Below are 17,950 nucleotides of genomic sequence, written 5' to 3'. Positions count from 1 at the left end.
GCGCTCAGACCGTGCGCCAGTCGTGGCTCTCGATCGCCCCGCCCGCCTGCGGTCCCATCTGCAGCATGCCGCCGTCGATCACGACCGAGGCCCCCGAGATGTAGGCGGCCTCCGGCGAGGCGAGGAAGGCGATCAGCGCAGCGACCTCGCGGGCATCGCCAGGGCGTCCGAGCGGGATACCGGGGCGATCCTCGGCGTGCGGGTCGGTGTCCGTCTGCCCGGTCATCGGGGTCGCGATCTCACCCGGGGCGACGCTGACGGCGCTGATCCCGTACCGGCCGAGCTCGAGCGCGAGGTTCTTCATGAGCCCGCCGAGGCCGTGCTTGGCCGTGTCATACGCGCTCGCCCCCACCATCGGCTGGTGCTCGTGCACGCTGGTGACGGAGATGAGTCGTCCGCCCCGACCTGCGGCGACCATCGACCGGGCCGCCCGCTGCAGGCAGACGAAGGCTCCGGTGAGGTCGGTGTCGAGCACCCGGTTCCACTCGTCGAGCGTCACGTCGAGGAACGGGGTCTGGAGCCCGGCGCCGGCGTTGTTGACGAACACGTCGACGCCGCCGAGCTCCGCGATCAGCCCGTCGATCACGTCGCCGCAGGCGGGGATGTCGGAGACGTCGAGCTGGGTCACCACCGCCCGGGCGCCGTGGCTGCGCACCTCGTCCGCGGTCTCCTGGGCCCCGGCCTCGTCGCTGTGCCACGTGATGCCGACGTCGATGCCCGCCGCGGCGAGGGCCACGGCGGTCGCGCGGCCGATGCCGGAGTCGGCCCCGGTCACGATCGCGCGGCGGGCCTCGGCCTCCAGCCGCGCCTGCGGATCCCCGGCCTCCGCCATCGGCGTCGGGGTCTTGTCGTTGTGCTGAGATTCGGACATGTCGGCCTCCTGCTCGGACGTCATCGGTGCGAGCGACGGTACGGGGAGGGTCGGGAGTGGTCGAACCGGTTGACGACGAGCGGCGGCGACGCTAGCCGTCCGCGTCATCCGGCGACTCATGGCGTTATCCCAGGGAACGGTCCTGGTGGGAAGGATCACGGCCGGGTAACGTCATCCCCATCGCGGCGATCCGGGCGGTCCCGGGCCCCGGCTCATATCCGGAGGCGTTGCGGGTTCGACTCCCGCCGTCGCGTCCACTCGGCGCTCGCGGCCGTTCATCCTCGATGATGGAGGCATGCCTTCCGCCCCTCGCCCCGGACTCCGCGTCTCCGCGGGTCTGACGATCCCGGAGGCCGAACTGTCGTGGCGTTTTTCGCGATCGTCGGGGCCGGGCGGTCAGGGCGTGAACACCACGGACTCCCGGGTGGAGCTGGTCTGGGATGCGGCGAACTCCGCGGCCCTGTCGCCGACGCAGCGCGACCGGCTCCGGGAGCGGCTCCACGGGCGCCTGGTCGACGGTGTGCTGACGATCGCCGCGTCCGAGCACCGCGCGCAGCTGCGCAATCGGGAAGCGGCCAGAGAACGGCTCGCTGCGCTCGTCGCGGAGGCCGTGCGTCCGCCGGCGCCGACGCGGCGGGCGACGAAGCCGAGTCGAGGGTCGAAGGAGCGTCGGCTGACGGCGAAGCATCGCCGCACCGACGTCAAGAGCCTGCGGCGGCGCCCCCGCGAGGACTGAGGTCCGGACCCGTTCGTGCGCTCCGCGAGCCGGCGAGCTGCTCCTCGATAGGGGCCCAGCCGTGTTCGAGGAGTGTCGAGCCGGCGTCGAGCACGCTCTGCTGATCGTCGCTCTCGGTGACGAGGATCTGCATCTGCAGGACGAACCGCGCGTACACGCGGACCTCGGGGGTGGGGGCCGGGATGTCGAGTTCGTCGGCGATGGCCTCGGCGAGCGCGTCCTCGTGGCGCAGCCACATCTTCGACGCGTAGTCCCGGAGCGCCGGCGTCTCGTTGAGGAAGCGCAGGAAGATACGGGCCACGTCGTCGCCGTGCTCATCGAGGTTGGCGGCGATCTCGGCCGCATAGAAGTCGTGGATGGCCTTGTTGATCGTCACACCGGTCGACCGGCCGCGCACGGCCGAGACGAGGCGGTCGCGCTGCTCGTCGTCCTCGTCGAAGACGAGCGCCTCCTTCTGCGGGAAGTGGGCGAACACGGTGGTGGGGGAGACATCGGCGGCGTCCGCGACCTCGCGGATGCTGACGTTGTCGAACCCGCGCTCCAGGAACATCCGGGTGGCCACGTCGGAGATGTTCTTGCGGGTCGCGGCCTTCTTGCGCTCGCGGCGACCCAGGGGCGGGGGCGTCGTCATGCGGCCACCCTATCGCGCACTCGACCAGAAAGTGTATTGACACCAAAACTGGTATCACTACACTTTCGGTATGACTTCACCTCGTTTTCCCGTTCGCGACGCCGGCCGCGCGTGGGTCATGCTCGTCGTCCTGACGATGCTCACGGTCATCGGCATGACCGTCGTCCTGCCCGTGCTGCCGTTCGTCGTGCTGCAGTACGTCGCGCACGAGCACGACCTCGCCCTCTGGGTAGGGGTGCTGGAAGCGGTCAACGGGCTGTGCGCCTTCCTCGCCGCACCGCTCCTCGGGCGGCTCTCCGACCGGTTCGGACGACGACCCGTCATTATCGTCGCGGCGTTCGGCGCGGCCTTCTCGATGGCGCTGTTCGGCGTGGGCGGGGCGATCTGGGTGCTCGTGCTCGCCCGTGTCATCCAGGGGCTGACGGCCGGAGACCTCCCTGCCCTGTTCGCCTACCTGGCCGACATCACGCCGCCCGAGAAGCGCGCGCAGCGCTTCGGTTTCCTCGGCGCACTGACCGGCATCGGCACCATGATCGGTCCCGCCATCGGCGGTCTGCTCGCCGCGATCGATCTCCGTCTGCCTGTCTTCCTCACTGCGGCGGTCGGCCTCACGATAGCGATCCTCAGCATCTTCCTGCTACCGGAGAGCCTGCGACCGGAGAACCGCATCGCGCGGATCGCCCTCCGCGACGTCCAGCCGTTCGGGGTGTTCCGCACAGCCTTCGGCCGCCCCGAGCTCCGCGGGCTGATGATCGCGTTCGCGCTGCTCGCGCTACCGTTCGGGTTCTTCGTGAACAACTTCAGCGTCCTCGCCCTCGACGCCATCCAGTGGGGGCCGACGCAGATCGGCCTGCTCACGGCGGGGGTCGGCATCATCGACATCCTCATCCAGGGGGTGCTGCTGGGCTTCCTTCTCCCGCGGATGGGGGAGCGCGGCGTGATCGTCAGCGCCATCGTCGCGCAGGCGATCGGTCTCGCCGGGCTCGCAGTCGTGGCCTCGCTGCTTGCTCAGCCGTGGCTCTTCATCGTCGGTGCGCTGATGCTCGCCGCCGGTCAGGGCGCTGCCCAGGCCGCGATGGACGGCGCGATGTCCAACGCCGTGGGCGACGACGAACAGGGCTGGCTCGGAGGTGCCACCCAGTCCCTCAACGCCGCGATGAGCACCGTCGCCCCGTTGATCGCGGCCGCCCTCTACACCGCCGTCAGCCATGCCGCGCCGTACGGGCTCGGCGTCGGGATCATGGTCGTCGCCGCGCTCGTCGTCGCGCGGGCGCACATCGCGAACACGGCGAAGCGTCCGGCTGCGGAGACTCGGGATGGCGTCGCCGGGGAGGTCGCCGAGGCGCGGGCCTGAGTCCGGCGACGCGCGGGCCCGGCGCGAGCCGTTCGACTGCTGACGTCCGCGGGCGACCGTCAGTGCACGAGGATCTTCAGCAGGACCGCGAGCACCCCGAGAGCAGCGGTGGCCAGGCTTCCCACGACGCGCTGCGGCCAGGGCATCCCGCGTCCCCCGAAGGCGATCCAGCCCACGACGGCGAGGACGGCGACCTGCACCCAGAGTGCGATCCAGTACGCCCCTCTCCCGTCGTAGGGACCGAGGAGGCCGACTAGCAGGAACGCCACCGGGACGACGGCCGCGAGGAGATAGCCGTGTGACTCCCGAAGCGCCGTCGCCAGGGAGGTCCGCAGGTCGACCGGCTCGTCATCCGCCCGTCGTCGCTGCGCGGCGACCGTGTGCGCGAAGACGTCGCTGACCCAGAACACCAGGACGCTGAGGACGGTCACCGCGAACACGTCGAGGATGCCGCCGGCCTCGTCCGCGATGGCGATGACGACGCTGACCAGGACGATGCCGGAGACCAGTTCAGGGCTGACGAACCGGCGGCGGACCCTCGCCCCGTTCCAGGCCGCGGCGGCCGGTCCCCGCGCGGGCGCCGGATCGCTCACGATGCGTAGACGACGTGAACGTCGTCGATGGTGCCCGAGTACGGGAATGGGGCCCGATCCAGGTAGTCCGACGAGACGCAGCCCCCGAGCGAGACGCCGATATCGAGGCAGTCGTTCGCGGTGAACAGGACCGGGACGCTGACGGGTACGGTGCCTGTGGCCCACTCCTCGCCGTCGACCTCGATCGTGACGGACAGAGGACCACCCGGTCGGGGGTCGATGTAGCTCGTGACCACGGAGATCGTGACCCCGTGGGCGGGCAGAGTCCTATCCGAGCGCATCTTCGTACGCTGGATGAGGAACAGGTTGTACTCGTAACAGAGATGCCCGTCGTCGACGTAGAGCGTCAGCCCTCCGCCCGCACCGCCCAGCTTGTAGAGAACCCCTGTGGGAGCGGCGCCGGGAGTCGTGGTGATCGTCACGCGGTTGGCGCGGGTGCCCAGTGCGGGAGCGATGAACTCGGGTACGCGGGTGATGTCGCCCGCGAAGTTCCACTCGTGGTACGGCGTGGAGATCCGCAGTTCTGGATGGAACACCGGCACCCAGAGCCCACCGCCGACCGGATACACGCTGTTCCGCGCGGCTTCGGAAGCGAAGAGCCGTTTCATCTCGTCGAGCTTGTCCGGCCTCTCCTCGGCGAGGTCTCTCGCCTGCGACCAGTCGTGCTCCAGGTCGTACAGCTCCCAGGTGTCGTGGTCGGGGGACCACTCGAAGATGCCCTCCGGCAGACCGGGGATCCAAGGGGCCCGCGGCCCGAAGGCGGACGCCATCCAGCCGTCGTGGTAGATCGCGCGGCTTCCCATGATCTCGAAGTATTGCGTGCGATGGGTTTCCGGTGCCGTGGGGTCGGTGAGGGCCGCGGCGAAGCTCGAGCCGTCGATCGGATCCTGCGGGATGCCGTTCACCACGTCCGGCGGTGCGATGCCGATCAGGTCGTAGAGGGTCGGCACGACGTCGGTGCAGTGCACGAACTGCGTCCGAGGCGTCGGGTCGGCGGTGATGCGCGCCGGCCAGCGCACGGCCATCGGGTTGCGGGTGCCGCCGAGATGCGACGCGAGCAGCTTCATCCCCTTGTAAGGCGTGCTGCCTGCCCATGCCCAGCCCGCGTGGTACATGTTGTCGACCTTCGCCGTGCCCAGGACATCGAGTCCGCCCATCTCCTCCATCGCCTGGATGTGCTGCGGGATGGTGGACGGGATGCCGTTCTGCGCGAGCAGTTCGCTGATCGTGCCGTTCTGTCCCTCTCCGGAGGAGCCGTTGTCGCCCCAGATGTAGAGGATGAGCGTGTTCTCGTCGTACCCCAACCGCTCCAGCTCATCGACGAGGCGGCCTGCCTGCACATCGGCGTGCTCGGCGAATCCCGCCGCGACCTCCATCAGCCGCCGCTGGAAGGGCTTCTCGTCCTCGGGAATGTCGTCCCATGCGGGCAGACGCGGGTCACGTGGGGTCAGCTCGGCGTCCTGCGGGATCCAGCCCTTCTCCTTGGCGCGGGCGTACACGCGCTCGCGGTAGGCGTCCCAGCCGTCATCGAACGCGCCGGCGTACTTGTCCGCCCACTCCGTCATGATGTGGTGCGGACCATGCAGGCATCCGGTCGCCCAGTACAGGAAGAACGGCTTGTCCGGCTGCAGAGCCTTGTGCGTGCGCAGCCAATGGATCGCGTCGTCCGCGAGGTCCTCACTGAGGTGGTACCCGTCCTCGGGGGTCTTCCCCGGGCGGACGCTCGTCGTGTTGCGGACGAGATTCGGCTCGTACTGGGAAGCCTCGCCCGCGAGGAAGCCGTAGAAGTACTCGAAGCCGATGCTGGTCGGCCAGTTGTGGAACGGCCCTGAGGCGCCGGTCTCGACCGCCGGTGTGTTGTGCCACTTGCCGAACGCCGCGGTGGCGTACCCGTAGTCCTTCAACACCTCTGCACCCAGTGCACTGCTCTTCGGGATCTCGCCCGCGTACCCGTCCCAGTCGTTGGCGAGCTCCGCGATCTGTCCGTTGCCGATCCGATGGTGATTGCGGCCGGAGAGCAGCGATGCGCGTGTCGGCGAGCACATCGCGGTGGTGTGGAATCGGTTGAAACCTACCCCCTCGCCCTGGACCCGGGAGAGGGTGTCGGTCCGCACCTCGCCGCCATACGTGTCAGGGAGGCCGGGACCGGCATCGTCGATCAGGATGATCAGCACATTCGGGGCATCCGGGGGCAGTCGATCGGGTTTCACGCGTGGCGTGTAGGTGGATTCTGCGATGGTCGGGCCCGCGGTGCTCGCCGAGGGGGTCGGGGGGAAGGGCAACACGTTCTGAGGGTCCATCACCACTCCACTCGCGTTCGCGACAGCATGACCAGATGTCCTGCCTGGAATGTACTCCCATCGGCGGTTTTTCGATAGGGCGCGGATCAAGGAGGGATCAGTGCTCGCCGCGGACGAGCTCCAGCCCGGCCCCGGCGAACTGCCGCAGCGTGGCGTCGGGGAGGAAGGCCCGGGTGAGCGCTCCGCCGATGCGGGTGAGGTCGCTCTCGTCGCGGAAGAGGAGGTACATGGTCTCGTAGCGGGGGTGGAACTTCTCCTTGAACCGGTGCAGCGAGCGGAAGCCGTACACCGGCTCGAGCGCATCGGCGAGCCGGTCGCTCAACGCGGCGATCACACCGGCGTCCGGCGGGTAGTCGTGCGCGAGGGGAGCGCCGGAGAGCGACATGAACTCGGCTCCCTCCTCCGAGAACTGCTGCGCGGAGGCGCCGATCAGATACTCCATCACCGGTCCGAAACCGCCCTCGCGACGCCGCATGAGGTCGAGGGTCCAGCCGCGGACCACCCCGCCCTCCCCGTACACGGGCAACCACGAGAGGAACCCGTCGACGTCGCCGTTCGGAGCGATCGCGAGGGCGAGCCGCACCTCGGGGTCCTCCGCCTCCTCCAGGGTTCCCAGGGTGAACCGCATCTCCGGAAGGTCCTTGTCGCCGACCCACGCCTCGGAGATCCCACGGAGCTGCTGACGGAGGCCCCAGGTCTCCGCCGCGAGATGGGTGAGCCGGAAGGTCATCTGCTCCCGCCCGGCCCGGTTGAGCGATGTGCGCACCGGCTGCCAGCGTTTGCCGGTGAAGGTGAGGCCGGGAAGGTCGACGATCGTGTCGTCCGCCACCACGAGGCTGCGCCACGTCTCCGGGATTGCCGCCCTCGTCGCCTCGTCCGCGCTGAAGAAGCAGGGGACGAGGCCCGCGTCCTCTGCCGTGCGGATGAAGTCACGGACCGCGGCGAACCGGGACTCCGCCGGGCCGATCGGATCGGCGAGGGCCAGGGCGACGCCGTTGCGGCGCTGGTACGCGACGATCCCGCCGTCCACGCGGGCATAGCCGTTGCCTTCCCATGTCGTCATCCAGGAGAGCGTGCCCCCGCCATGTGCCCGCAGTTCGCGCCGGAGTTCGTCTCCCGTCGGGGCAGGCTGCCGGCCGAGCGCCGTCGAGCGGCGCGCACGGAAAGCCCGGCGTACCGCGATCAGATAGGTGAGCACCAGCGCCCAGAGGATCCCGGTGGCGAGCGTGAGTTCGGTCTCCGCATCGATCACCGTCTCGAGCTGTGCCTCGCTCGTGAGGATGATGAGGACCAGCACGAGCGTGGCGGCGAGCACGTTGAGCGGGCCGAGGATGACGGCGACGACCCACGCCCAGCGGCGACCGCGCCGCAGGCCGTTCGCGATGAAGAGGATCACCGCGACGTCGATCGCCGTATCGATGAAACCGCCCGAAGCGGGATCGGTGGGACCGAACGGGCCGTCGGTCGGCACGAGGACCGTGATGATCTCGATGGCCACGAGCGTGAGCACCGCCATCACGGCGATCAGTCGCTGCTCCCGGACCGTGGTGCGCCGCACGCGGAGACTCCGGTCCACGAAGAGGATCAGCAGGACCGCGAACAGGTGCTCGAGGTCGGCCAGCTCTCCCCAGAACATCATCGCGACGAACACGAATCCGAGGAGCACCAGCCACGCGCGCACCCGCCAGGGCGGACGGAACAGGCCGACGGCGGCGGCGATGCAGGCCATGGTGCCGCCGGATGCGCCGACGTCGAGGGCCTGCGCCTGAGTCTGCGCCCACGCCCACGGAAGCTGCGATACGAGGAGGAGGAACAGAGCCGTCGCGAAGATCGCGAAGAGCTGCCCGACCGTGAAGTAGGCGAGGGCGACCCGGGTGCCGCGGCGGTGCTCCAGGTAGCCCATGCCCCAGAACCCGGCGATGGTGAAGAGGTACACCCAGGGTTCGTTGACGAAGAACGTCCCCGTGACCGGCGTCCACCACTTGCCCTCGGCCAGGCTCGGCAGCCCGTAGGCGACGGCGGGGAAGAGCGCCGAGTCCTCGAACGGCCGCCACAGTCCCTGCCAGATCACGCCCGTGAGCAGGACCAGGCCGATCATCGTCAGCGTCGCCGGCGTGGTCCGCAGGGCCCCGAACAGGAGACGGGCCGACGAGGGGCGCTCCGAGGTCATGCGCTCAGCGTAGAGGTGGGGCCGCCGCACGGCGACCCCACCGCCCGACTCACTCGTCGATGGCCGCCGCGATCGCCTCCTCCAGGTCGTTCCACTCGACGAGCTCGACCTTCTCGCCGTCGACGAAGAACGTCGGGGTGCTGCTCACCCCCAGCCGCTCGCCGTCGCGCTTGTCCTGCTGCACGCGGGCGAGGGTGGCGGGGTCCGCGACCGCGGCGTCGTACGCGGCCAGGTCGAGCCCGAGCTCCTCGGCGAACGCGCGGAACACCTCCGGCGTCTCCGTCGACTGCTCGCCCCACTGGGCCTGCGTCTCGAACAGACGGTGGAACATCTCCTCGTAGCGGTCCTGCTGTGCGGCGGCCTCGGCGGCCAGCGCGGCCTGCGTCGAGTTCACATGCCCCGGCAGCGGGAAGTACCGGGTGACGTACCGGATGTCGCCGTCGTAGGTCGCGCGCAGCTCCTCCACGATCGGGTAGAACGCGCCGCAGGCCTCGCACTCGAAGTCGAGGAACTCGACGACCGTGACGGCGTCGGGGCCCCCATCATCGAGGACGTGGGAGTCGGTGCGGACGGTGGGCAGCTTCTCGCCGGCTTCGGGATCGGGCTTCGCGGGCTGCTGGCTGAGGGCGTAGACGATGCCGGCGACGAGCAGCACGACGGCGACGGCGACGGCGATCAGGGTCGCCTTGACGGGGGTCTTCATGGGGTCTCCAAACACGGGGGATACGACGAGGGGTGCCGCGGAAGCGGCGGGAGCCGGTGTCGGATCAGGTGCGGGAGATGGAGAGCTGGACGAGCGAGACCGCGGGGAGGAGCGGGCGAGGGCCGGCGCGGAGGCGTGCGGTCGCCCGGGGCAGGAGACCGCGGAGACGGACGCCGCCGCGGGTGCGCAGGTGCCGGAGGAGCAGGACGAGGGCGACGCAGCAGAGGGCCGCCACCGCGCACGCCGCCGCATCGGAAGCCAGATCGGCCGAGGGGCCATCGACGATCGGGACTCCGGCTGCCGTGGCGTCGGCGGGCTGCGAGACGCCGGGGGCGAGGCACAGGGTCGCATGCGGATCCACCGACCCGTGGGAGGCCGACCAGGCACCGACGACGAGGAGGAGCGCGAGGCCGACGGCGATCATGATCCGGCTCGGCAGGATCCGCTCGGCGCGCGCTCGCGGCGTCGGGACGGGGGCGAGGGGCGGCATGTCCCGCGCAGTCTAGCAACGGGGCCTTTGCCGTCTCCGGGCCCGACCGGCCCCGACGTGCCTAGACTGGAGGGGTGGCGAGACTACTGATCATCGGCGGCTTCCTCGCCGCCGTGTTCTGGGTGTACAGCATCGTCGACTGCGCCGTGCAGCCGGCGACGCGGCACCGCGGCGTGCCCAAGGCCGCCTGGGTCGCCATCGTCGTCCTCATCCCCGTCATCGGCGGGATCCTCTGGTTCGTCATCGGCCGTCGCCGGGCGAACGACCAGGGTGTGCCGCGCACCGTCGCCCCGGACGACGACCCCGCGTTCCTCCGCAGCATCAGCAAAGCGGAGCAGGACGCCCGGATCCGTCGCCTCGAGGAGGAGCTCGCGCGGCTCGACGAGGAGACCGACGAGCCGCCCGCCACGGATCCGCGCCCGTGACCTCGTCGCCGGCGATGGAGGCCGCGGCCTCCCTGTTCGCCGACCTCGTGTCCCACGGCGTGCGTGACGTCGTCCTCTCCCCGGGGTCGCGTTCGCAGGCTCTTGCGCTCGCCGCGGCGGCCTTCGCCGACGAGGGCCCGCTCCGCGTGCACGTGCGGATCGACGAGCGGGTCGCCGGATTCACCGCCCTGGGCATCGCCAGGGAGACCCGCGTCCCGGTCGCGGTCGTGTGCACCAGCGGCACGGCCGTCGCGAACCTCCTCCCGGCCACGATGGAGGCCTTCCACTCCGGAGTGCCGCTGCTGCTGCTCACCGCGGATCGGCCTCCCGAGCTGCGGGGGGTCGGTGCGAATCAGGCCACCGTCCAGGAGGGGCTCTTCCACCCCTGGGTGCGGGCGCAGGTCGACGCCGCCGTCCCCGGGGATGGCGACTGGGACGGCCTCGCCGCACGCGTGGTCGCCCTCGCGCTCGGAGCGGCGGATGCCGAGTCCGGGCTTCCCGGCGTGGCCGGCCCCGTGCACCTGAACCTGCCCTCCCGCGAGCCGCTGTCGGGCGCGATGCCCTCACGCACCCTGACACCGGGGGAGCCGCCGCGGCTTCCGGAGCCGGAGGCGTTCCCGCTGGAGCGCGGTCCCCGGACGGTCGTCCTGGCGGGCGCCGATGCGGGCGCTGAGGCGGAGGAGGTCGCCCACGTCGGCGGCTGGCCGCTCATCGCGGAGATCGTCAGCGGCGCGCGATTCGGGCGCCAGGTGGTCCACGGGTACCGGCGGCTGCTGTCCCGCGACGACCTCGGCGGGCGCATCGAGCGGGTGGTCGTGCTGGGCCACCCGACGCTCAGCCGCGAGGCCGCGCGCCTGCTCTCCCGCGCGGACGTGGAGGTGGTCGCGGTCCGCAAGGGCGGCGAGGAGCTGAACCTCAACCACCGCACGCGCGCCGTCGCGGCCGTCGCGGTCGCCCCGGGGGAGACCGACAGGGAGTGGCTCGGAGCGTGGATGCGGGCCGCCGCCGCCGAGGCCGTGGATCTCAGTGAGAACGCGCCCGACACCGAAGGGCTCTCCTCCACCGACGTCGCCGCCCGCCGCGTCGCCGTGCGCGCGGAACTCGACGCCGTGCGCCGCCCGCTCGACCGCGAGCGCCTCGTGGATGCGGTGTGGCGGGCCACCTGGCCGCATGACCGCCTCGTGTTCGGATCGTCGCGCCTGGTCCGCGTCGCCGACGAGGTGCTCGGCGGCAAGAAGGTCCCCGTGCACGCCAACCGCGGACTCGCCGGGATCGACGGCACGATCGCCACCGCCACGGGCGTCGCGGTCGCGAGCCAGGCCGCCGGGGCGCCCGGTGTGACCCGGGTGCTGCTCGGCGACCTCGCGTTCCTCCACGACGTCGGTGCGCTGCTGTTCCCGAGCGACGAGACGGAGCCGCGCCTCCAGGTCATCGTGGGCAACGACGGAGGCGGCACGATCTTCGACGGCCTGGAGGTGGCGGGCACCGCCCCCTCCGCGCACCTGGATCGTGTGTTCTACACCCCGCACGGTGTCCGCCTGGAGCACCTCGCGCTCGCCTACGGCTGGGAGTATCAGCGGGTCACCACGCGCACCGCTCTCGACCAGGCGCTGACGACGCCGCGCGGCGGTCGCCAGATCATCGAGGTACCGCTGCCGCGGTGACTGGCATCATGTGCGTATGAACGCGCACACCTGGACGCAGAACCTGCGGGTGCGGCCCGGCTTCCGCCTCGCCGACGTCGACCCCGAGAGCAAGCCCGGCTACGACCACGGCAAGTCCCGCGGCACGGCCGACCTCGAAGCGGGTCTCGAGCAGCTGAACGACCTGCAGGAGCGGCTGTTCGCCGAGAGCCGGGTGGGCACGGCGCAGGATGCGGTGCTGCTCGTGCTGCAGGCGATGGACTCCGCGGGCAAGGGCGGCATCGTGCGGCACGTGGTCGGCGGTGTCGATCCGCAGGGCGTGGCGCTGGCGGCGTTCAAGGCGCCGACGGAGGAGGAGCGCCGGCACGACTTCCTGTGGCGCGTCGAGAAGCGGCTCCCCGAGCCCGGGTTCATCGGGGTGTTCGACCGCTCGCACTACGAGGACGTGCTCATCGGACGGGTGCGGCAGCTGGCCGATCCCGCGGAGATCGAACGCCGCTACGATGCGATCAACGCGTTCGAGGAGCGCGTCGCGGCCTCCGGCGTCCGCATCGTCAAGGTCATGCTGCACATCTCGCCGGAGGAGCAGAAGGCGCGGCTCATGGAGCGTCTGGAACGCCCGGACAAGCACTGGAAGTACAACCCGGGCGACGTCGACGAGCGGATGCTCTGGCCGCAGTACATGGAGGCGTACCAGACCGTCTTCGACCGCACGTCGACGGAGGCCGCTCCCTGGTACGTCGTGCCGGCGAACGCGAAATGGTACGCCCGGCTGGCCGTGCAGGAGCTGCTGCTCGCCGCCCTCGAGGACATGGATCCCCAGTGGCCGGTCGCCGACTTCGATGTCGAGGCCGAGAAGAAGCGCCTCGCCGCGAGCTGACCGCGGCGGACGTCAGGCCAGCGCGTCGACGAGGGGACGGAACTTCACCCGCGTCTCGAGGAGTTCGCTCTCCGGATCCGATCCGGCGACGATCCCGGCCCCGGCGTAGGCGGTGACCGTGATCGCGTCCTCGGCCGTCGTGAACTGTGCGCACCGCAGGGCGATGGCCCACTCGCCGTTGCCGTCCGCGTCGACCCAGCCGACCGGCCCGGCGTAGCGGCCGCGGTCGAACGGCTCGAGCTCCCGGATGGCGGCGATGGCCGTCGGTGTCGGAGTGCCCGCGACGGCCGCGGTCGGGTGCAGGGCGCGCACGAGGTCGAGGGCCGAGCGGCCGTTCTCCAGCTCGCCTTCCACGTCGGTCGCGAGATGGAAGAGGTTGGGCAGCTTGAGGAGGAAGGGCTGCTCGCTCGCCGCCAGCGCCCTCGTGTACGGGCGGAGCGACGCGAGCACGCTCTGCACGGCGTACTGGTGCTCGTCGAGGTCCTTGGTGCTGGAGGCGAGGTGCGCGGACGCGGCGGTGTCCGCGTCGGCATCCGCTCCGCGTCCGATCGTGCCGGCGAGCACGCGGGCGGTCACCGTCCGGTCCTGCACGGTGACGAGGGTCTCCGGGCTCGCGCCGATGAGCCCGTCGACCGCGAAGACCCAGGTGTCCGGGTACCCGGTGGCCAGTGCCCGGACGAGTCGCCGCAGGTCGGAGCCCGCGGGGATGGTGCCCTGGAGGTCGCGGGCGAGGACCACCTTGCTGAGCTCGCCGTCCGCGATGCGGGCGAGCGCTCCCCGCACGGCGTCCTGGTAGCCCTGGGGGCTCTGCGCTCCCGGGCCCACGGTGCCGGCCCAGTGCGGTCCGTACTCCGCGGGCTCGACGGCGCCCGGCGCACGGTCGTCGCTGCGACGGATGCGGGTCTCCCAGAAGCGGTCCCCGTGGCGGCCGAGGATCCGCGACGGGATCACGAGCACGCTGTCGGCGTGCGAGTCCTCGTCGAAGGTGAAGGCCCCGAACGCGACGAGCCCGGTCCCGGGGAGTCGCAGCGGATCGGAGACCGCGGCCTCCGCCGAGAGCCCCTGCCAGAGCGCCGCGAGGGATTCGGCGCGGGTGCGTCCCTCCTCGGCCGGCGGGCGGAGCTCGGCGAGCGGCTCGCCCACCGCCACGATCCCGTCGCCGCGGCGGAACCAGGCGAGCGGGCGGGCGGGGTCCGCGAAGGAGAGGAGGTCTTCGACCGGGTCGATCTCTCGGGTCTCCACGACCAGGGGGGTGTGCTGCACGACTCCAGCCTATTCCGCGGGGCGTCGGCGGAGCCCGCGGACGTAGGGTGGGCGGATGAGCGATGCGCGTCCCGCAGCCGGTGCCGAGATGATCTTCCAGTGGCGCAAGTGGGACGGGTCGCCGCACTGGCGTCACGAGTGCGTGTACCTCGGCGCCGACCGGTGGGGCGACTGGGTGGGGCAGCCCGCCGGCTGGCACAGCGCCCGTCCGGGGGCGGAGTTCCATGCGGCCACGCCCAACGTCACCCTCGTCCCGCCGAGCGCCGACTTCGCGCTCACCGTCAATCGCCGCCACCCCCGGGGCATGCGTGTCTACATCGATCTCGGGTGGGACGTCCGGTGGTCGGACGATCCCCTGCTCGCGATCGGCATCGACATGGATCTCGACGTCGTCCGCGTGGAGGGCGAGCGCGGCACCTGGGTCGATGACCGGGACGAATGGGCGGAGCACAGCGCCCGCTACGGGTACCCGGCCACCGTCATGCGGCATCTGGAGGAGCTGGCGCTCGACCTCGAGACGCGGGTCAGGGAGCGCACGGCGCCGTTCGACGACGCCACGGCCGATCCGTGGCTGGACCGGCTGGAAGCGCTGGAGCTCGCGCCTAGACTGGACGCGTGACCGCGAACGACAAGAACCGCGCCGATCTCGGCAAGGACCCCGCCCGCGTCAGCGGCATGTTCGACCAGGTCGCCGCCGGGTACGACCGCACGAACACGGCGATGACGTTCGGCAACGACGCGCTGTGGCGGGCCGCGACCACCCGCGCCGTCGCCCCGAAGCCGGGGGAGCGCATCCTCGACCTCGGCGCGGGGACCGCGTCTTCCTCCGCCTCCCTCGCCCGCAGCGGCGCGCAGGTCGTCGCGGCGGACTTCTCGCCCGGCATGCTCGCCGAGGGTCAGCGCCGCCACGGAGCGATGCGGAACCTCTCCTTCGTGCAGGCGGACGCCACGGCCCTGCCGTTCGCGGACGAAGAGTTCGACGCGGTGACGATGTCCTACGCGCTGCGGAACGTCAACGACCCGAAGAAGGCACTGCGCGAGCTCTACCGGGTGACCAAGCCGGGCGGCCGCCTCGTCATCAACGAGTTCTCCACGCCGCCCGGGAAGCTCTTCCGCGGGGCCTACCGGTTCTACAACGCGCAGGTGCTCCCGCGCGTGGCCCGCGTCGCCGGCACGAACGGCGACGCCTACGACTATCTGAACGAGTCGATCCGCGACTGGCCCGACCAGAAGCGGCTGTCCGAATGGATCAGGGAGGCGGGCTGGCGCGACGTCGCGTACCGCAACCTCACCTTCGGCATCGTGGCCCTGCACCGGGCTCGCAAGCCCGCGTGACCACGGCGCGAACGGCGGCACCCGACGCAGGTAGGCTGGGACCGTGACTTCGAGCCCCAGCGCCCCGGGTTCGCGACTCGCGAGCCGTCTCGGCTTCAGCGATCGCGTCTTCGTCGGTCCCGCCGCGCGTCGCATCGCCCGCACCATCGAGGACGGACTGGAGCTGGTGGAGACCGGGCTCGCGGACGACGTCCGCGTCGCCGACCCGCTCGCCGACGCCGCCAGCCGCTACCTCTACGAGGCCGGTGGCAAGCGCATCCGTCCCGTGCTCACGCTGCTCGCGGCCCAACTCGGCGACGGGAACACCCGAGAGGTGATCGACGTCGCGAAGGCGCTGGAGATCACGCACCTCGGGTCGCTCTACCACGATGACGTCATGGACGGCGCCGACCGCCGACGGGGGGTTCCCGCCGCGCAGACGGTGTGGGGCAACAACATCGCCATCCTCACCGGCGACATCCTCTTCTCGCGGGCCAGCCAGCTCATGTCCCGCCTGGGTGAGCGGGCCATCCGACTTCAGGCCGATACGTTCGAGCGCCTGGTCCTCGGGCAGATGCACGAGACCCTCGGCCCGCAGCCGGACGACGACCCGATCGCGTTCTACATCCAGGTCCTCGCCGACAAGACCGGTTCGCTGATCGCGGCGGCCACCCAGGGCGGCGTGATCTTCTCGAACGCCCCCGCGGAGTACGAGGAGCCGCTGCGCGCCTACGGCGAGAAGATCGGTGTCGCCTTCCAGCTGCTCGACGACGTGATCGACCTGTCGGCCAAGCCCGAGGAGACCGGCAAGGTCCCGGGGACCGACCTCCGCGCCGGCGTCCCGACCATGCCGTACCTCCTGCTCAAGGCGGAGGACGACGCCGCCGCGGCGGATCTCGCCGCCCGCATCGACGACGGCGTGGCCCTCATCGCCGACGGCGCCGACCCCGCCATCCTCGACGGACCGCTGGACGAGCTCCGCGACCACGCCGTCACCCAGAAGACACTCGAGCTCGCCCACGCCTGGACGCAGGAGGCGATCGACGCCCTCACCGCCCTTCCGCGCGGCACCGTGCGCGAAGCGCTCACCCGATTCGCCGAGACCCTCGCCGAGCGCTCCAGCTGACATCGCGCGGGCCGAAGGCCCGGGTGTCTGCCGCGACGGCACACGAAAGGACCTCCATGACCAAGCTGAGACTGGCCATCGTCGGTGCAGGCCCCGCGGGCATCTACGCCGCGGACATCCTGCTGAAAGCCGAGCGCAAGTTCGACGTGTCCATCGACCTGTTCGAGCAGCTCCCCGCCCCGTACGGACTCGTCCGGTACGGCGTCGCCCCCGACCATCCCCGCATCAAGGGCATCATCACCGCCCTGCGCGACGTGCTCGACCGCGGCGACATCCGCCTCTTCGGCAACGTCCGCTTCGGTGAGGACATCACGCTCGACGACCTCAAGAAGCACTACAACGCGGTCATCTTCGCTACCGGAGCGATCCGCGACACGTCGCTGGACATCCCCGGCATCGACGCGGTGGGCTCCTACGGCGCCGCCGACTACGTGAGCTGGTTCGACGGGCACCCCGACGTGCCGCGCGAGTGGCCGCTGGACGCCGCGTCGGTGGCGGTCCTCGGCAACGGCAACGTCGCCCTCGACGTCTCCCGCATGCTCGCGAAGCACGCCGAAGACCTCCTCGTCACCGAGGTCCCCGAGAACGTGTACGAGGGCCTCAAGGCGAGCGCCGTCACGGACGTGCACGTGTTCGGCCGCCGAGGCCCGGCTCAGGTGAAGTTCACGCCGCTGGAGCTCCGCGAACTGGGGGAGCTGCGCGACGTCGACATGGTCGTCTACGACGAGGACTTCGACTACGACGAGGCCTCGAAGGACGCGGTCGCGAGCAACAAGCAGGTCATGGTCATCGACCGCATCCTGCAGTCGTGGCGCACGCGCGACTCCGTCAACAATGCCGGCGGCACGGCATCGCGCCGCCTGCACCTGCATTTCTGGGCCCGCCCGGTCGAGGTCCGCACCGACGAGAACGGCCGTGTCGCGGCCCTCGTGTACGAGCGCACCCAGCCGGACGGCCAGGGTGGTGCGGTCGGCACCGGGGAGCTGCGCGAGGTGCCCGTGCAGGCGCTGTACCGCGCGATCGGCTACTTCGGCTCGCCGCTGCCCGGTGTCCCCTTCGACAAGAAGCACGGCGTCATCCCGAACCACGAGGGCCAGGTGCTCGCGAAGGACTCCAACGATCGCGTGCCCGGCGTGTACGCGACCGGCTGGATCAAGCGCGGCCCGGTCGGCCTCATCGGCCACACGAAGTCCGACGCCATGGAGACCGTCCGTCACCTCATCAACGACCAGGGGTCGTGGTGGCACCCGGAGGACCCGTCCGAGGAGGCCATCCCGGCACTGCTCGCCGAGCGCGGCGTCGCCTGGACCGATCTGGACGGCTGGCACCGCCTCGACGAGCACGAGATCGGCCTCGGCGCGCCCCAGGAGCGGGCGCGTGTGAAGGTCGTCCCGCGCGACGAGATGGTGCGCGTCTCCCGCGGCGAGTGAGTCGTCTCGGCGCCGGGGCGT

General features: G+C 71.1%; 17 protein-coding genes and 1 tRNA gene. 10 read left to right on the top strand and 8 right to left on the bottom strand.

What is annotated here, in order from left to right; genetic code table 11:
* Positions 1-4 precede the first annotated feature (4 nt).
* Complete coding sequence (locus AB0N68_RS02455; protein ID WP_292794204.1) at positions 5-832, bottom strand: SDR family oxidoreductase; 828 nt, start codon at positions 830-832, stop codon at positions 5-7.
* Between the two features lie 220 nt (positions 833-1,052).
* On the opposite strand from AB0N68_RS02455, the gene AB0N68_RS02450 reads away from it, so the two are divergent.
* Positions 1,053-1,128, top strand: a tRNA-Met gene (locus tag AB0N68_RS02450).
* A gap of 38 nt (positions 1,129-1,166) precedes the next feature.
* Positions 1,167-1,607: an alternative ribosome rescue aminoacyl-tRNA hydrolase ArfB gene (arfB, locus tag AB0N68_RS02445; RefSeq protein ID WP_292794145.1), complete on the top strand. Its 441-nt coding sequence runs from the start codon at positions 1,167-1,169 to the stop codon at positions 1,605-1,607.
* Here the strand turns inward: arfB and AB0N68_RS02440 are convergent.
* Complete coding sequence (locus tag AB0N68_RS02440; RefSeq protein ID WP_292794148.1) at positions 1,573-2,238, bottom strand: TetR/AcrR family transcriptional regulator; 666 nt, start codon at positions 2,236-2,238, stop codon at positions 1,573-1,575. The two genes, arfB and AB0N68_RS02440, sit on opposite strands and share 35 nt — an antisense overlap.
* 70 nt (positions 2,239-2,308) lie before the next feature.
* Between AB0N68_RS02440 and AB0N68_RS02435 the strand changes: the two genes are divergently transcribed.
* Positions 2,309-3,592, top strand: coding sequence for an MFS transporter (locus AB0N68_RS02435; RefSeq protein ID WP_259955216.1), 1,284 nt, complete (start codon positions 2,309-2,311; stop codon positions 3,590-3,592).
* Positions 3,593-3,651: 59 nt separating this feature from the next.
* Here AB0N68_RS02435 and AB0N68_RS02430 read toward each other — a convergent pair whose 3' ends face one another.
* From AB0N68_RS02430 to AB0N68_RS02410, 5 genes are all read right to left on the bottom strand, one after another.
* Entirely contained in the window at positions 3,652-4,185 is a 534-nt protein-coding gene (locus AB0N68_RS02430) for a hypothetical protein (RefSeq protein WP_292794154.1), read from the bottom strand.
* The gene (locus AB0N68_RS02425; RefSeq protein WP_313366715.1) at positions 4,182-6,395 is read right to left on the bottom strand and encodes an arylsulfatase; all 2,214 of its coding nucleotides are present in this window, start codon (positions 6,393-6,395) and stop codon (positions 4,182-4,184) included. Before AB0N68_RS02425 ends, AB0N68_RS02430 begins: the two co-directional genes overlap by 4 nt.
* 187 nt (positions 6,396-6,582) lie before the next feature.
* Positions 6,583-8,655, bottom strand: a complete 2,073-nt coding sequence (locus AB0N68_RS02420) for an MprF family protein (RefSeq protein WP_292794160.1) — start codon at positions 8,653-8,655, stop codon at positions 6,583-6,585.
* Positions 8,656-8,704: 49 nt separating this feature from the next.
* Positions 8,705-9,358, bottom strand: a complete 654-nt coding sequence (locus AB0N68_RS02415; RefSeq protein WP_292794163.1) for a DsbA family protein — start codon at positions 9,356-9,358, stop codon at positions 8,705-8,707.
* Between the two features lie 64 nt (positions 9,359-9,422).
* Entirely contained in the window at positions 9,423-9,848 is a 426-nt protein-coding gene (locus AB0N68_RS02410) for a hypothetical protein (RefSeq protein WP_292794166.1), read from the bottom strand.
* Between the two features lie 74 nt (positions 9,849-9,922).
* On the opposite strand from AB0N68_RS02410, the gene AB0N68_RS02405 reads away from it, so the two are divergent.
* The 3 genes from AB0N68_RS02405 to AB0N68_RS02395 are packed head-to-tail and all read left to right on the top strand — an operon-like array spanning position 9,923 to position 12,796.
* Positions 9,923-10,273 carry a PLD nuclease N-terminal domain-containing protein gene (locus tag AB0N68_RS02405; protein WP_280564563.1) on the top strand — a complete coding sequence of 117 codons (351 nt, stop codon included), beginning with the start codon at positions 9,923-9,925 and terminating at the stop codon, positions 10,271-10,273.
* 14 nt (positions 10,274-10,287) lie between these two features.
* A complete protein-coding gene (gene menD / locus AB0N68_RS02400; protein WP_292794207.1) occupies positions 10,288-11,937 on the top strand; it encodes a 2-succinyl-5-enolpyruvyl-6-hydroxy-3-cyclohexene-1-carboxylic-acid synthase in 1,650 nt (549 codons plus the stop codon).
* 16 nt (positions 11,938-11,953) lie between these two features.
* Positions 11,954-12,796 (top strand): polyphosphate kinase 2 family protein, encoded by an 843-nt coding sequence (locus AB0N68_RS02395; protein ID WP_292794171.1) that lies wholly within the window; start codon positions 11,954-11,956, stop codon positions 12,794-12,796.
* A 12-nt stretch (positions 12,797-12,808) separates the two neighbouring features.
* Here the strand turns inward: AB0N68_RS02395 and AB0N68_RS02390 are convergent, their stop codons facing one another.
* Positions 12,809-14,059, bottom strand: coding sequence for an isochorismate synthase (locus AB0N68_RS02390; protein WP_292794174.1), 1,251 nt, complete (start codon positions 14,057-14,059; stop codon positions 12,809-12,811).
* A 55-nt stretch (positions 14,060-14,114) separates the two neighbouring features.
* On the opposite strand from AB0N68_RS02390, the gene AB0N68_RS02385 reads away from it, so the two are divergent.
* The 4 genes from AB0N68_RS02385 to AB0N68_RS02370 are packed head-to-tail and all read left to right on the top strand — an operon-like array spanning position 14,115 to position 17,929.
* On the top strand, positions 14,115-14,678 hold the full coding sequence (locus AB0N68_RS02385) for a DUF402 domain-containing protein (protein ID WP_187662290.1): 564 nt from the start codon (positions 14,115-14,117) through the stop codon (positions 14,676-14,678).
* Positions 14,675-15,394 carry a class I SAM-dependent methyltransferase gene (locus AB0N68_RS02380; RefSeq protein WP_187662289.1) on the top strand — a complete coding sequence of 240 codons (720 nt, stop codon included), beginning with the start codon at positions 14,675-14,677 and terminating at the stop codon, positions 15,392-15,394. The genes AB0N68_RS02385 and AB0N68_RS02380 overlap by 4 nt, the downstream gene beginning before the upstream one ends.
* Positions 15,395-15,437: 43 nt before the next feature.
* A complete protein-coding gene (locus AB0N68_RS02375) occupies positions 15,438-16,499 on the top strand; it encodes a polyprenyl synthetase family protein (protein ID WP_259955224.1) in 1,062 nt (353 codons plus the stop codon).
* Positions 16,500-16,555: 56 nt separating this feature from the next.
* Positions 16,556-17,929, top strand: coding sequence for an FAD-dependent oxidoreductase (locus AB0N68_RS02370; protein WP_187662287.1), 1,374 nt, complete (start codon positions 16,556-16,558; stop codon positions 17,927-17,929).
* The last annotated feature ends 21 nt before the right edge of the window (positions 17,930-17,950 follow it).

Source organism: Microbacterium meiriae, from assembly GCF_040685015.1.
Taxonomy (GTDB): domain Bacteria; phylum Actinomycetota; class Actinomycetes; order Actinomycetales; family Microbacteriaceae; genus Microbacterium; species Microbacterium meiriae.
The sequence above is the reverse complement of the archived record's forward strand: the minus strand, read 5'-3'. Positions and strand labels throughout refer to the sequence as shown.

What these genes read in the sequence shown, in the direction of transcription:
- AB0N68_RS02420 (WP_292794160.1), bottom strand. Translation starts at nt 8,655, where the DNA reads ATGACCTCGGAGCGCCCCTCGTCGGCCCGTCTCCTGTTCGGGGCCCTG.
- AB0N68_RS02410 (WP_292794166.1), bottom strand. Translation starts at nt 9,848, where the DNA reads ATGCCGCCCCTCGCCCCCGTCCCGACGCCGCGAGCGCGCGCCGAGCGG.
- AB0N68_RS02385 (WP_187662290.1), top strand. Translation starts at nt 14,115, where the DNA reads ATGAGCGATGCGCGTCCCGCAGCCGGTGCCGAGATGATCTTCCAGTGG.
- AB0N68_RS02415 (WP_292794163.1), bottom strand. Translation starts at nt 9,358, where the DNA reads ATGAAGACCCCCGTCAAGGCGACCCTGATCGCCGTCGCCGTCGCCGTC.
- menD (WP_292794207.1), top strand. Translation starts at nt 10,288, where the DNA reads ATGGAGGCCGCGGCCTCCCTGTTCGCCGACCTCGTGTCCCACGGCGTG.
- AB0N68_RS02370 (WP_187662287.1), top strand. Translation starts at nt 16,556, where the DNA reads ATGACCAAGCTGAGACTGGCCATCGTCGGTGCAGGCCCCGCGGGCATC.
- arfB (WP_292794145.1), top strand. Translation starts at nt 1,167, where the DNA reads ATGCCTTCCGCCCCTCGCCCCGGACTCCGCGTCTCCGCGGGTCTGACG.
- AB0N68_RS02395 (WP_292794171.1), top strand. Translation starts at nt 11,954, where the DNA reads ATGAACGCGCACACCTGGACGCAGAACCTGCGGGTGCGGCCCGGCTTC.
- AB0N68_RS02435 (WP_259955216.1), top strand. Translation starts at nt 2,309, where the DNA reads ATGACTTCACCTCGTTTTCCCGTTCGCGACGCCGGCCGCGCGTGGGTC.
- AB0N68_RS02440 (WP_292794148.1), bottom strand. Translation starts at nt 2,238, where the DNA reads ATGACGACGCCCCCGCCCCTGGGTCGCCGCGAGCGCAAGAAGGCCGCG.
- AB0N68_RS02455 (WP_292794204.1), bottom strand. Translation starts at nt 832, where the DNA reads ATGGCGGAGGCCGGGGATCCGCAGGCGCGGCTGGAGGCCGAGGCCCGC.